Below are 13,026 nucleotides of genomic sequence, written 5' to 3' on the forward strand. Positions count from 1 at the left end.
TTGCACTAGGACTTGGCCAGTATGAACGATATGTTGTTCAGAGCACACACCGATTGAGGATACTTAAAATGGATGCAGCGGGCAACTATTTGAAAAAGCACACGGAAGCTTTGGTTAAAGCTGTGGGCATCGAGGCCGCCTGTGACGTCACCGGAAAGTCGAAAGCAACTTTGGGACGTTATTACTCCGACCATGACGAACACGCGGACCGGTTTATGCCGATTGATGCCGTCGTTGCGTTGGAAATCGCGGCGGGCTATCCTCACGTGACCCAAGCGCTGGCGGAATTGTCGGGCGCGCATCTGGATTATGACGAACGGCGGCCCAACGATACTTCCAAAGGCGGTGTAAATGCCGATGTGATCGCCCTGAGCCAGCGTTTTGCGATGTTGATGGGCGAATATCAGCAATCTATCGCAGATGGAAAAATTACCGTGAACGAGGCGAAGCGGCTGCTTAAAGAGACGACGATGCTGCAACAGGTGCTGGTTGATATGAAGCTGCATCTGGAAGATGAGAGCGTCTAACTTCGATCACAGGCACCCGCGCAAGGTTTCCGAATTGCTTACCAGGAACCTAACCGTGCTTTTGTACAATCACCGAGCCGACAGAGTAACCCGCACCGAATGAGCAGATCAGCCCCGTGTCACCATCCTGCAGATCGTCTGAATACTTTGAAAAGGCGATGATGGAACCGGCGGAGGATGTGTTGGCATAATCCTGAAGGATGTTTGGCTGCTCACCCGCTTCCGGCAGGCGTCCCAATACTTTCTTGCCGATGAAATCATTCATGGATTTGTTGGCTTGATGAAGCCAGAGACGTTTCAGATCAGCGGCCTCTACCCCTTCGTTCGCCATATGATTGCCAATGTGCTCGGATACCATGGGCAGCACTTCCTTGAACACTTTGCGTCCGTTCTGCATGAATTGCATATCGCGACGGTCTGCCACCCCGTCGGGGCGCGAGCGGCGTAGGAAGCCGTTGTTATTACGAATATTGTTGGAGAAATCTGTAGCGCAACGGGTTGATCTTATTTCAAAGTAGGGGCCAGTGGCGTTTTCCGCGCGTTCAATCAGGGTTGCAGTCGCCACATCGCCAAAGATGAAATGACAGTCGCGGTCGCGCCATTCCAGATGGGCAGAGCAAATTTCCGGATTGACTACCAGCGCACTACGGATAGAGCCTGAGCGGACCATATCTGCAGCGGCCTGGATACCAAAGGTGGCAGAAGAGCAAGCCACATTCATATCGAAGGCAAAACCGTTGATCTGCAACAGATCCTGAATTTCTATAGCAACGGCGGGGTAGGCGCGCTCCAGGTTTGACGCGGCACAAATCACCGCATCAACGTCAGCGGCCGTTTTACCCGCGCTCTCCAAAGCTTTGTGTGCTGCATCCAGCGCCATTTCAGCCATAAGGGAGGGTTCATTATCAGTTCGCTGGCGAAGCAGCGGGTGCATAACCAAAGGGTCAAGAATTCCTGTTTTATCAATTACGTAGCGTTGGTTAATCCCTGATGCTTTGTAAATGAATTCCTCCGAGGAATGTTCTTTTGCAGGCATGCTGCCTTCAGCGATTTTGTCTTCGTTTTCTGCATTATAGATGTCCACATAGGCGTTAAAGCTCTTTACCAGTTCAGCGTTTGTGATCACCTGATCGGGGGTGAAGACGCCTGTGCCTGTGATCGCTGCTGTGTACATCTCATTTTCCTCTTTACTGACTGCGGCTTGGCCGACCCAGCGCATGTGGATAAACTGCCAGACTACTGCTGGCGGCTCATAACACTGACGGTGACTGCGGTTCCATGGTTCGCAGATTAACGGGATTTTAACACAGTGCCTATGGGGAAATTTACCAAGGTCAATCGTACAATTGCCAAAGAGGGATTATTCTGGCGCGGGATGTAAAACGCGATTTTCGACTTCCGCACAGCAAGGCGAAAGACAGCTTTCTTTCGTCGAAAGTGTCCTTCGCTAATCTGTGAAAGCATTTTTCACGGGCCGGTCTTATCCCTGCAACGCTTTCACGCCAATCTCATCTTCCGCCTGCGCTTTTATCGCTAGTACCGCCGCATAGGAGCCCGCTGCTGTCGTGTAGTATGGAATTTTGTCGTACAGCGCGATGGACCGGATAGATTTGCTGTCTTCCACCGCTTGGGCGCCCTCGGTTGTGTTCATCACAAGGTGGATCTGGCCGTCTTTCATCATATCGGTGATGTCTGGGCGGCCTTCGTACACTTTGTTAACCGTTTCGCAGGGGATGTTGTGTTCTGTTAACCACGAGGCCGTTCCACGGGTCGCGACAATGGTAAAGGACTGATCAATCAGAATTTGCGCGGCTTTCAAAACGTCGGATGTTTTGTCTGCGTCTTTGATAGACAGAAATGCGTTGCCAGTGCGGGGCAGCATATTTCCGGCACCCATCTGCGCCTTCAGGAAGGCACGGGGGAAGTCGCGGTCCCACCCCATCACTTCACCGGTGGAGCGCATTTCGGGGCCGAGGATGGTATCAACGCCGGGGAAGCGGGCGAATGGCAGAACAGCCTCCTTCACGGAAAACCACGGCATGTTCGGGTCGGCCAATGTCATCGGGTCACCCAGCGGTAAAACATCGTTGTAGGCGGCGTTTGCATCGTATGGCGGGCGCAGCGGGAAGTTGGAGAGCGGCTCTCCGGCCATGATACGGGCGGCAATGCTGGCGATCGCGCTGTCGGTTGCTTTGGCAACGAAAGGCACCGTGCGCGAGGCCCGCGGGTTGACCTCGATCAGGAAGATTTCATCGGTGCCTTCGGCATTGGGTTTGATGGCAAACTGGATGTTCATCAGGCCGACCACGTTCAGCGCCTTGGCTAGTGCCTTTGTCTGAACTTCCACCTGCGCGATGATGTCGTCGCCGAGGGAATAGGGTGGAAGTGAACAGGCGCTGTCGCCGGAGTGCACACCTGCCTCTTCGATGTGCTGCATGATACCGGCAACGTGTACGTCCGTCCCATCCGACAGCGCATCAACGTCCAGTTCAACGGCACCGGACAGGTAGCTGTCCAGCAACACGGGGCTGTCACCCGAGACGACAACCGCTTCGGAGATATACCGCTCCAGCTGGGTCTGATCGCGCACGATTTCCATCGCGCGGCCACCCAGAACATAAGAGGGGCGGATCACCAGCGGAAAGCCAATCTCTTTGGCGATTTCGAAGGCTTCTGCATCGGTATGGGCAATGCCATTGTGCGGCTGTTTCAGTCCAAGGTTTTGCACCAGATCGGCGAACCGCTCGCGATCTTCGGCGAGGTCGATCATATCGGGCGTAGTGCCGAGGATCGGGATGCCTTCGTCATGCAGTGCCTGCGCAATCTTCAGCGGGGTCTGGCCGCCGAACTGCACGATTACGCCGTGCAGCGTGCCGTTTTCCTGCTCAACACGCAGAATTTCCATCACATGTTCGAAGGTGAGTGGTTCGAAATACAAACGGTCGGAGGTGTCGTAATCGGTGCTGACTGTTTCGGGGTTGCAGTTAACCATAATGGTTTCGTAACCCGCATCTGTCAGCGCGTAACACGCGTGGCAGCAGCAGTAATCAAATTCGATGCCCTGGCCAATCCGGTTGGGGCCGCCGCCGAGAATCACAACTTTCTGGCGATCACTTGGGCGCGCTTCGCACTCGGCGTCACCCATCATCGGCGTCTCGTAGGTGGAGTACATGTAAGGTGTTTGCGCCTCGAACTCGGCAGCACAGGTATCAATCCGTTTGAATACGGCTTTCACACCCAGCGACAGGCGCGCTTTGCGCACGGTCTTTTCGGTTTGTCCGGTCAGCCGTGCCAGACGGGCATCGGTAAAGCCCATCATTTTGAGCGTGCGCAGACCATTTTCATCGGTTGGCATGCCGTCGGCGCGCACTTTTTCCTCAGCTTCGATGATCTCGCGGATGCGGGCAAGGAACCACGGGTCGAACATTGTGGTGGCGTGAATGTCGTCGTCGGACAGGCCATGGCGCATGGCTTGAGCGATGGTGCGCATCCGGTCGGGCGTGGTTTTCGAAATCGCCTTGGTGATCGCCGCTTTGTCCGGCGCACCGGGAATGTCGATTTCGTCAAACCCCGTTAGGCCGGATTCCATTGAAGCAAGCGCCTTTTGCAGGCTTTCGTGGATGGTCCGACCAATTGACATCGCCTCGCCCACGGATTTCATCGCTGTGGTCAGGTAGGGTTCGGAGCCGGGGAATTTTTCAAACGCAAACTTGGGGATTTTGGTAACGACATAGTCAATCGTTGGCTCGAACGAGGCTGGGGTCACGCCGGTGATGTCATTATCCAACTCGTCCAGCGTGAACCCAACGGCGAGCTTGGCCGCGATTTTTGCAATCGGAAAACCAGTGGCCTTGGACGCAAGGGCAGAACTGCGCGACACGCGCGGGTTCATTTCAATCACAACCATCCGGCCATCGGCGGGGTTTACAGCCCATTGTACGTTGCTGCCGCCTGTTTCCACACCAATCTCGCGCAGGACCGCAATCGAGTGGTTGCGCATGATCTGGTATTCTTTGTCCGTCAGCGTCAGCGCGGGGGCAACTGTGATCGAATCCCCTGTATGCACGCCCATCGGATCCACGTTCTCAATCGCGCAAACGATGATGGCGTTGTCGGCGGTGTCGCGCACGACTTCCATTTCGAATTCTTTCCAGCCCAGCAGCGATTCATCAATCAGGATTTGCCCCATTGGTGATGCATCCATACCCGAGCGGCAGTAGAATTCATAATCCTCACGGTTGTAGGCGATGCCGCCGCCGGTGCCGCCCATGGTGAAGGCGGGGCGGATGATGGCCGGCAGGCCGACTTCCTCCAGAGCTTCCAGTGCCAGCGCCACACCTGCGGCGAGGTCTTTCTTGCCGTTTGCGTCTTTTGGCGCAGTACAGATCGTGGCTTTGGGGTTTTCGATGCCGAGCCTGTCCATCGCTTCGCGGAACAACTGGCGGTCTTCGGCCATTTCGATGGCCTCACGCTTGGCGCCGATCATCTCGACGTTGTATTTCGCAAGAACGCCCATTTCCTCAAGCGCGAGCGAGGTGTTCAGGCCGGTTTGCCCGCCCATTGTGGGCAGCAGCGCATCGGGGCGCTCTTTTTCGATGATCTTGGCCACGATTTCCGGTGTGATCGGTTCGATATACGTGGCATCGGCCAATCCTGGGTCCGTCATGATGGTCGCTGGGTTGGAGTTGACGAGGATAACGCGATAGCCTTCTTCTTTCAGAGCCTTACACGCCTGCGCGCCGGAGTAGTCGAATTCGCAGGCCTGCCCGATCACAATAGGCCCCGCACCAATGATCATGATCGACTTTATGTCGGTTCTCTTTGGCATGGCTCCGGCCCCCTGAAAAATTGGCAAACTTTCGCGGTTATAGGCATTGGGACGCAGGGTGCAAGGCGGAATCGGGCGAGATATGAATACGGATGTCCTGCCCTGATTTATCTGGGTCGGCGCGTTGGCCCATGGTACGTCTTGCATCACCATCCAACGAGAGCGAAAGGGCCTTTCCCGTGATCAAATACGTTTATCCTGATGGAAGCCATTGCTACCGTGCCATCCATACGGCGCATGCCGTGTTCAGAAACGATGCAGGAAAGCTGATTGCGCGGGCTGAAAAGGCGGACCAATCGGGCATGTATGAATTCGAGATCAAGGGATTCGAAATACTGCAATCAGGTGTGTTTTACGACTAGCGTATAAGGCCCCTATGCATCGCAGGGAAAGAAATCCGCAGACCATAAAGGGATCGGTTCAGGCGTCCAGATATGTTCGAACAGCCGCTTCAAATGCGCGGGGACGATCCGCGTGCAGCCAGTGACCCGCATCGGGGAGTTTGGCAAAGCGCGCCGCAGGAAACAGCGATTTGATATGCGCGCGGTGTGCGGGCAGCACATATTCACTGTCGCCCCCTGTTAGAAACAAGGTGGGGTTTGTGAATTCTCCCGATACCTCGGGAAAGCCGATAATGTTTTCCATCTCGGCTTCAAGCGTATCAAGATTCAGTCGCCAGCGTTTTGCAGCGACGTCCAGCGATTGGGTGAAAAAGCTTTGCAGCGCGGGATCGACGCCTTGCGCACCCAACTGCTCGGCCGCTTCCGAGCGGCGGGTGAGATTGTTCAGATCGACGCTGCGCATTGCGGCGATATGGTGGGACTGGCTGTGGCTGTAGGGGACGGGTGCAATGTCTGCTACAATCAGGCGGCGGATCAGGTCGGGATGCTTTAGCGCCGCGACCATCGCAGCCTTTCCGCCCATGGAATGACCGCATAAATCGACTGGCGCGCCGATATTGCGGATCAATTCAGCCAGATCATCTGCCATATCGTCATAGGTCTGTGTGTCTGCACGCGGGCTGTGGCCGTGGTTGCGCATATCGGGTGTGATCACGCGGCGGGTATCGGACAGGCGTTTGGCGATAACGCCCCAGTTGCGACCGGACCCGAACAGGCCATGCGCGATGATCAGGGGCGGTGTGTCAGGGGATGCATCCCCGAATTCGGTAAAGCTCAGCATGTCCCAAGACGTAGCGCCATTGCAGCGGTAAGGCCAGCGGCTTAGACAAGGGGTATGATCACCGACAAGGATATGGCGGCCAAGTCGCGCAAGCTGCGCGGGTTGATGCAGCAAAAACTGAATGTGCGGGGGCGCGATTTGCGCCAATCCTTGCGCCGCGCGGGTCGGCGCTTGCCCCGTGCGGTGCGCAAGCGCGGCGCGGAGTTGATGCGTGCTGAAATGCTGGCGCAAAACCCCAAAACCGCGCGTCAGGTGGATGCCGCGCAGGTTGAGGCGGCTTATGAGCAGATGCGCAAATATCTAGAATCGCTTGACGAGAACGAAATGCGCAAGGCACGGTTCCTCAGCATGGCCGGTGCGGTGGCTGCTAACCTGATTTTGGTCGCAGTGCTGTTTATAGTCTGGCTGTGGTGGCGCGGCTACGTCTGACGGATCAAGCTCCGTATTCCTCGTCTGTGACGTGTTCCATCCATGTTACAGTTGAGCCGTCGAGTTCTTCTTGCAATGCGATATGGGTCATCGCGACATCAGGCGCCGCGCCGTGCCAGTGTTTTTCATTCGGCTCGAAATAGATGGTGTCGCCGGGGCGGATGGTTTCAATCGGGCCGCCCTCGCGTTGTGCCAAGCCCGAACCTGCGGTCACGATCAGGGTCTGGCCCAGGGGATGAGTATGCCATGCAGTACGCGCCCCGGCCTCAAACGTTACAGTAATCCCTTGCAGACGGGCAGGGGCGGGCGCGCTGATCAGCGGGTCCATCCGCACCGTGCCGGTAAAATAGTCGGCCGGTCCTTTACCGGAAGGGCGCGAGCCTGCGGGATGGATGATCATTGCTATTTCCTTGGTTTTTTTGCGCGCCCCGCTATCAGGGCGCGCGATTGGATTACAGGTTGGGGTAGATCGGGAAGCGGGCGCACATCGCTTCGACTTCTGCCTTTACCCTTTCTTCGACTTCGCTGTTGCCATCGTCACCGTTCGCGGCAAGCCCGTCTACAACTTCGACGATCCAGTCGGCGATCTGGCGGAACTCTGCCTCCCCGAACCCGCGCGTTGTGCCTGCGGGAGAACCAAGGCGAATGCCGGACGTAACAGTCGGCTTTTCGGGGTCGAACGGTACGCCGTTTTTGTTGCAGGTAATATGCGCACGGCCAAGCGCTTTGTCCACGATGTTGCCTGTCACGCCTTTGGGGCGCAGATCAACCAGCACAACATGTGTGTCGGTGCCGTGGGTCACAGTATCAAGGCCACCCTTGATCAACTGATCCGACAATGCCTGTGCGTTGGTGATAACCTGCTTGATGTAGGTTTTGAATTCCGGCTGAAGCGCTTCGCCGAATGCCACAGCCTTGGCTGCGATAACGTGCATCAGCGGTCCACCCTGAATACCCGGGAAGATGGCAGAGTTGAACTTTTTCGCCAGTGCTTCGTCATTGGTCAGGATCATGCCGCCGCGCGGGCCGCGCAGGGTTTTGTGCGTGGTGGTGGTGGCGACATGCGCATGAGGGAAGGGAGAGGGATGTTCGCCAGCCGCTACAAGGCCTGCGAAGTGCGCCATATCGACATGCAGATAGGCGCCAACGCTGTCGGCGATCTCGCGCATGCGGGCGAAATCAATCTGGCGCGGAATGGCGGAACCACCTGCGATGATCATCTTCGGCTTATGCTCGGTCGCGAGGGCCTGCACCTGATCGTAATCCAGCAGATTGTCCTGTTTGCGCACACCGTACTGGATTGCGTTGAACCATTTGCCTGACTGGTTCGGCTTTGCGCCGTGGGTCAGGTGGCCGCCGGCATCAAGAGACATGCCAAGAATCGTATCGCCAGGGGTCAGCAGCGCCTGAAACACACCTTGGTTGGCCTGCGAGCCGGAGTTTGGCTGCACGTTGGCAAAGCCGCAATCAAACAGCTCACACGCGCGGTCAATCGCCAGTTGCTCGGCGATATCCACAAACTGGCAGCCGCCGTAATAGCGACGTCCCGGATAGCCCTCGGCGTATTTGTTGGTCATCACGCTGCCCTGCGCTTCCATGACGGCGGCAGAAACGATGTTCTCTGATGCGATCAGTTCGATCTCGTTGCGCTGGCGCGCAAGTTCTTTGTTAGTGGCGTCCGCGATGGCGGGATCGGCATCGGCAAGCGAGCGGGTGAAGAAATCTGACATGGGGGCTCCTTGAGCGTGAGGTCCTGATGTGGTGTTTCGTATCGGAAACGCACGCCGTGGTGAAGATGTGAAAACGACTGCGCAAGAGATAGATGCGCCGTAAACAATATGCATCCGCAATTTTCACTGCTTCATAGTTTTGAGGGTGGGGTGCTGGTGCGCATGGGGATATTGTGATTGTCTGGGTGGAAAGCGGCGCAGATCGGAAACAACATGCCTCAAAAGATATCCTTTTTGGCCAGTCGCACGCCGGTGGCACAAACAGCACGTGCGGCCTTGATCGGGCGGTATGGCGATGTCGCGCCAGAGGAGGCTGACGTAATTGTTGCGCTGGGCGGTGATGGCTTCATGCTTCATACGCTGCATGCCACCCAAAAATTGCGGGCGCCAGTGTATGGGATGAACCGTGGCACCATCGGGTTTTTGATGAACAATTACGTCGAGGGTGATTTGCGCGCGCGTCTTGCTGCGGCTGAAGTGGCCGAGATCAACCCGCTGTCGATGAAGGCCACGCATGTCGACGGGCGGGAATCGCGCGCACTGGCGCTGAACGAAGTGGCGCTGTTGCGGCAGGGACCACAGGCAGCCAAGCTCCAGATCACGGTCGACGGGCGGTTGCGGATGCAGGAACTGGTCTGTGATGGCGCATTGGTGGCAACCCCTGCGGGATCAACCGCCTACAACTATTCGGCACACGGCCCGATTCTGCCGATTGGTGCGGATGTTCTGGCTCTTACTGCAATGGCAGCGTTCCGGCCCCGCCGCTGGCGGGGGGCGCTGTTGCCCAAAACCGCCGTGGTACGCTTTGACGTGGGAGAGCCGGAAAAGCGCCCCGTGATGGCGGATGCTGATGGCACCAGCTACCGTGATGTCGCATCTGTCCAGATACGTTCAGAGCCGAGTATCGTTCATACAATTCTGTTTGATCCCGGACACGGGCTGGAAGAGCGCCTGATCTCTGAACAGTTCAACTGATCTTGTAGTCGACCTGAGATTTCGGGAACTTTTTTGGTGCTGGCGTGTTCGTTCAATGAGAAGGCGCAGTGGAGGAAAAGTCCTTCGCGACACGCTCCTCCAGATTGTAATAGAAGGAGAATTCAGATGAACTGGGATACAGTAAAAGGCAACTGGAAGCAGATGACCGGCAAAGTCAAAGAGCAATGGGGCGAATTGACGGATGATGAAATCCAAGAAGCCGAAGGTGACCGCGAGCAATTGGTAGGCAAGATTCAGGCCAAATATGGCATCGCGAAAGAAGAGGCCGAAAAGCAGGTCGACGAGTTCGCTGCCAAGCACTAAGACAGCAGCCTACACACGGTTTTGTAGACAAATAGACCAGGGCGGCCAGACTGGCCGCCCTTTTGCGTGGCTATCGCCAGTAGCTGTGAATATCGCGTAGAAGTAAGAAAAAAAATGAAACCGTTGCACTCATAATGCTGCGAACACTGGATGGGTCAACTTGTGATGCTTTTGAAAAAACGCATTACCCGCTTGACTGAAACCGGGCCCGGCAAGGCTGCCGTCTATCAATGCTTGCGGGTGCAGGAGCATGTAGGCTGCGGTATAGCCGGCCATAGCGTAAGTTGATGACTGTAGGGACTGCTCTCTAGCACCTCTTTCTTCCGACAACCTATGCAGAAAGCGCAGGTCAGATTATGGCAGTTCGACGGAATTCACCACATGCGGGATCATAACATAGTTTTTCAGGCTCGGGCGTAGCCAATGGTTTGCAGCGCGGTCTTTATCTCATCCAGAACGGCGGGATCGTCAATCGTCGCCGGCAATTTGAAAGATTCGCAGTCAGCAATTTTGACCATTGTCGCCCGCAGAATTTTGCCTGACCGTGTCTTTGGCAAGCGGTCCACCACAACCGCCAGTTTAAATGCGGCCACCGGACCGATCCGGTCGCGGACCATTTTGACACATTCGGCGGTGATGTCATCATGGGAACGCTCGACACCTTTAGTGAGGCAGACAAACCCGACTGGTGCCTGACCTTTCAAAGGATCACTTGCCCCGATCACAGCACATTCCGCAACGTCGGGATGGTTAGCCAAAACTTCCTCCATCGCGCCGGTAGATAGACGATGTCCCGCTACGTTGATCACATCGTCGGTGCGCGCCATGATATAAAGATATCCGTCTTTGTCGATCATCCCCGCATCACCGGTTTCGTAATATCCCGGAAAGTGGGAGAGGTAGCTTTTGCGGAAACGGTCTTCAGCGTTCCAGAGGGTTGGCAATGTGCCCGGTGGCAGGGGCAGCTTGATCGCTATCGAGCCGAGAGTGTCGGCGGCAACGGGATGGCCTGCCTCGTCCAGAATCTGCACATCATAGCCGGGCATCGGTACGGTTGGTGACCCGATTTTGACCGGTAGTGCTTCCAATCCCGCAGGGTTGCCTGCGATGGTAAAGCCGGTTTCGGTTTGCCACCAGTGGTCATAGACCGGCTTGCCCAGCTTTTCCTGCGCCCAGATGATCGTATCGGGATCGGCACGTTCCCCTGCCAGATACAGCGCGCGCAGGCAGCTAAGATCATACTTGCCAATCTCCAGCCCGTCCGGATCTTCGCGTTTGACGGCACGAATGGCTGTGGGGGCCGTGAAAAAGCTGCGTACGTTATGTTCTTCGATCACGCGCCAGAACGTGCCGGCATCCGGTGTGCCCACGGGCTTTCCCTCAAACACCACGGTGGTGTTGCCGTGGATCAGCGGACCATACGCAATATAGCTGTGGCCGACGACCCAGCCCACATCGGACGCGGCCCAAAACACTTCTCCCGGATCGACGTTATAGATGTTCTTCATGGTCCAGTTCAGCGCAACCAGATGCCCCGCCGTATGGCGCACCACACCCTTCGGCGCGCCTGTGGTGCCTGAGGTATAGAGGATATAGGCGGGGTGGTTTCCTGAGACGGGCACGCAATCCGCTGGTGTGCCTGCGGCGATCGCCGCGTGCCATTCCAGATCGCGGCCCTCGATCAGATCGCAAATCTCTTGTTCACGTTGCAAAATGATGCATGTATCGGGCTTGTGCGCGGCCATCTCAATGGCGCCGTCCAGCAGCGGCTTGTAATGCACTACGCGGTTCGGCTCCAGCCCGCAGGATGCGGCGATAATCGCCTTGGGCGTGCAGTCGTCGATACGCACGGCCAATTCGTTGGAGGCAAACCCGCCGAATACAACAGAATGGATTGCGCCGATGCGCGCGCAGGCCAGCATAGCCTCTACCGCTTCGGGGACCATAGGCATATAGATGATCACGCGGTCGCCTTTGGTCACGCCGCGCGCAACCAGCGCACCGGCCAGCGCTGAAACGCGGGTTTGCAATTGGGCGAAGGTGATAGTTTGCTTGGTGCCTGTGATCGGGCTGTCGTGAATAATTGCCGCCTGATCGCCGCGCCCGTTCACCACGTGACGGTCCACGGCATTGTAACACCCGTTCACTTGCGCATCTGCATACCACTCGAACAGGCCATCACCCTTGTCAAAAAGTGCACGGTCCGGAGCCTTGACCCAGTCAATCGCGCGCGCCTGCTCCAGCCAGAATGCTTCCGGATCAGTTTGTGCGGCTTTATAAACCTCTGCGTATCCCATGGCGGCTTCCTCCCTCGTGGTTGGTACTGTTTCTGGCGGCGCGCCGCCATTTCAGCAAGCGTAATACGCCAAGCGTACTACCTTTGTGTAAAATAATTTACTTGTTTTTTGAGAGCGCTAACGCGGGTCATCAGGGTTGCTGATAAGCTCCGAAGCTTAGAAGTATATTTTACATTAGCCCCTGTCAGGGCGTTGAAATGAAGAAATTCCTCGGGGGAACTGGTGTGAAGAAAACCGGTGCTTTGCTAGCGGCTGCCGGTCTGCCTGTATGCAGACGGTCTATCCGGAAAACGTGTTGGCAGGTGCCGCATTGACTGAGCGTCTGACAAGCACAAAGCTGTTTCCGTGTCCTGTCGGCGACAAAAAGCCACCGAAAGGCGCAGCAACGCAATTTATCGTAAAGATGCTGCCATCGGGCGAATCCACTTGGGAAAGCAATGGGAAATACTCGCGTGAAACATTGACCCATTGGGAAGTGCGCGGCAACCGGCTGTGCCTCGAAGATCCGAACCGCCGCTTTTACGAAGAGCGCCGCCGCAAGCAGGGCAAGAAAATCCGCAAGCGTGAGAAATATGACAACTGCGGCGTGGTTGCGATCAATGGCGATTTGATCACAATTTACGCGCCCAAGCGCTCGTATGCGCCACAGCGCGCGCTGACGGGCCGTATCCGTCCACTGTAAAGCGAAGCAAAACCACGGAACAGAAAAAAGCCGCACCTGCTACAGGCGCGGC

The 13,026-nt window shown here is 56.3% G+C and carries 13 protein-coding genes; 6 read left to right on the plus strand and 7 right to left on the minus strand.

Translation table 11 applies throughout. The features are described from left to right. Window positions 1-68 precede the first annotated feature (68 nt). Window positions 69-527: a hypothetical protein gene (locus OS189_RS11700; RefSeq protein ID WP_267167489.1), complete on the plus strand. Its 459-nt coding sequence runs from the start codon at window positions 69-71 to the stop codon at window positions 525-527. A 49-nt stretch (window positions 528-576) separates the two neighbouring features. Here the strand turns inward: OS189_RS11700 and OS189_RS11705 are convergent, their stop codons facing one another. Together OS189_RS11705 and carB are read right to left on the minus strand one after the other, a co-directional pair. Then, window positions 577-1,701 (minus strand): beta-ketoacyl-ACP synthase III, encoded by a 1,125-nt coding sequence (locus OS189_RS11705; RefSeq protein WP_267167490.1) that lies wholly within the window; start codon window positions 1,699-1,701, stop codon window positions 577-579. 306 nt (window positions 1,702-2,007) lie between these two features. Further along, complete coding sequence (carB, locus tag OS189_RS11710; RefSeq protein ID WP_267167491.1) at window positions 2,008-5,355, minus strand: carbamoyl-phosphate synthase large subunit; 3,348 nt, start codon at window positions 5,353-5,355, stop codon at window positions 2,008-2,010. Between the two features lie 131 nt (window positions 5,356-5,486). Between carB and OS189_RS11715 the strand changes: the two genes are divergently transcribed. Then, entirely contained in the window at window positions 5,487-5,717 is a 231-nt protein-coding gene (locus tag OS189_RS11715; RefSeq protein ID WP_267167492.1) for a hypothetical protein, read from the plus strand. A 58-nt stretch (window positions 5,718-5,775) separates the two neighbouring features. Here OS189_RS11715 and OS189_RS11720 read toward each other — a convergent pair whose 3' ends face one another. Continuing rightward, complete coding sequence (locus tag OS189_RS11720) at window positions 5,776-6,537, minus strand: alpha/beta fold hydrolase (protein WP_267167493.1); 762 nt, start codon at window positions 6,535-6,537, stop codon at window positions 5,776-5,778. A 54-nt stretch (window positions 6,538-6,591) separates the two neighbouring features. Here OS189_RS11720 and OS189_RS11725 point away from each other — a divergent pair, with 54 nt between their 5' ends. After that, the gene (locus tag OS189_RS11725; protein ID WP_267167494.1) at window positions 6,592-6,966 is read left to right on the plus strand and encodes a hypothetical protein; all 375 of its coding nucleotides are present in this window, start codon (window positions 6,592-6,594) and stop codon (window positions 6,964-6,966) included. A gap of 4 nt (window positions 6,967-6,970) precedes the next feature. On the opposite strand, the gene OS189_RS11730 is transcribed toward OS189_RS11725, so the two are convergent. Together OS189_RS11730 and glyA are read right to left on the minus strand one after the other, a co-directional pair. Then, window positions 6,971-7,366 (minus strand): (R)-mandelonitrile lyase, encoded by a 396-nt coding sequence (locus tag OS189_RS11730; protein WP_267167495.1) that lies wholly within the window; start codon window positions 7,364-7,366, stop codon window positions 6,971-6,973. A gap of 52 nt (window positions 7,367-7,418) precedes the next feature. After that, window positions 7,419-8,696, minus strand: a complete 1,278-nt coding sequence (glyA, locus tag OS189_RS11735) for a serine hydroxymethyltransferase (RefSeq protein ID WP_267167496.1) — start codon at window positions 8,694-8,696, stop codon at window positions 7,419-7,421. A 213-nt stretch (window positions 8,697-8,909) separates the two neighbouring features. Here glyA and OS189_RS11740 point away from each other — a divergent pair, with 213 nt between their 5' ends. Together OS189_RS11740 and OS189_RS11745 are read left to right on the plus strand one after the other, a co-directional pair. Next, window positions 8,910-9,671: an NAD kinase gene (locus OS189_RS11740; protein WP_267167497.1), complete on the plus strand. Its 762-nt coding sequence runs from the start codon at window positions 8,910-8,912 to the stop codon at window positions 9,669-9,671. 126 nt (window positions 9,672-9,797) lie between these two features. Beyond that, on the plus strand, window positions 9,798-9,995 hold the full coding sequence (locus OS189_RS11745) for a CsbD family protein (protein WP_267167498.1): 198 nt from the start codon (window positions 9,798-9,800) through the stop codon (window positions 9,993-9,995). 129 nt (window positions 9,996-10,124) lie between these two features. Here the strand turns inward: OS189_RS11745 and OS189_RS11750 are convergent, their stop codons facing one another. Both OS189_RS11750 and OS189_RS11755 read right to left on the minus strand, forming a co-directional pair. Further along, on the minus strand, window positions 10,125-10,271 hold the full coding sequence (locus OS189_RS11750) for a hypothetical protein (protein ID WP_267167499.1): 147 nt from the start codon (window positions 10,269-10,271) through the stop codon (window positions 10,125-10,127). 128 nt (window positions 10,272-10,399) lie between these two features. Further along, complete coding sequence (locus OS189_RS11755; RefSeq protein ID WP_267167500.1) at window positions 10,400-12,292, minus strand: propionyl-CoA synthetase; 1,893 nt, start codon at window positions 12,290-12,292, stop codon at window positions 10,400-10,402. Between the two features lie 268 nt (window positions 12,293-12,560). Between OS189_RS11755 and OS189_RS11760 the strand changes: the two genes are divergently transcribed. Continuing rightward, a complete protein-coding gene (locus OS189_RS11760) occupies window positions 12,561-12,974 on the plus strand; it encodes a hypothetical protein (protein WP_267167501.1) in 414 nt (137 codons plus the stop codon). The last annotated feature ends 52 nt before the right edge of the window (window positions 12,975-13,026 follow it).

Origin of the sequence: Sulfitobacter sp. F26169L (assembly GCF_026410285.1) — a bacterium.
Lineage (GTDB): Bacteria > Pseudomonadota > Alphaproteobacteria > Rhodobacterales > Rhodobacteraceae > Sulfitobacter.

Coding starts and splice junctions, on each gene's coding strand:
- glyA (WP_267167496.1), bottom strand. CDS start 8,696: ATGTCAGATTTCTTCACCCGCTCGCTTGCCGATGCCGATCCCGCCATC.
- OS189_RS11750 (WP_267167499.1), bottom strand. CDS start 10,271: ATGGCCGGCTATACCGCAGCCTACATGCTCCTGCACCCGCAAGCATTG.
- OS189_RS11760 (WP_267167501.1), top strand. CDS start 12,561: ATGCAGACGGTCTATCCGGAAAACGTGTTGGCAGGTGCCGCATTGACT.
- OS189_RS11715 (WP_267167492.1), top strand. CDS start 5,487: ATGGTACGTCTTGCATCACCATCCAACGAGAGCGAAAGGGCCTTTCCC.
- carB (WP_267167491.1), bottom strand. CDS start 5,355: ATGCCAAAGAGAACCGACATAAAGTCGATCATGATCATTGGTGCGGGG.
- OS189_RS11720 (WP_267167493.1), bottom strand. CDS start 6,537: ATGCTGAGCTTTACCGAATTCGGGGATGCATCCCCTGACACACCGCCC.
- OS189_RS11705 (WP_267167490.1), bottom strand. CDS start 1,701: ATGTACACAGCAGCGATCACAGGCACAGGCGTCTTCACCCCCGATCAG.
- OS189_RS11725 (WP_267167494.1), top strand. CDS start 6,592: ATGATCACCGACAAGGATATGGCGGCCAAGTCGCGCAAGCTGCGCGGG.
- OS189_RS11740 (WP_267167497.1), top strand. CDS start 8,910: ATGCCTCAAAAGATATCCTTTTTGGCCAGTCGCACGCCGGTGGCACAA.
- OS189_RS11755 (WP_267167500.1), bottom strand. CDS start 12,292: ATGGGATACGCAGAGGTTTATAAAGCCGCACAAACTGATCCGGAAGCA.
- OS189_RS11700 (WP_267167489.1), top strand. CDS start 69: ATGGATGCAGCGGGCAACTATTTGAAAAAGCACACGGAAGCTTTGGTT.
- OS189_RS11745 (WP_267167498.1), top strand. CDS start 9,798: ATGAACTGGGATACAGTAAAAGGCAACTGGAAGCAGATGACCGGCAAA.
- OS189_RS11730 (WP_267167495.1), bottom strand. CDS start 7,366: ATGATCATCCATCCCGCAGGCTCGCGCCCTTCCGGTAAAGGACCGGCC.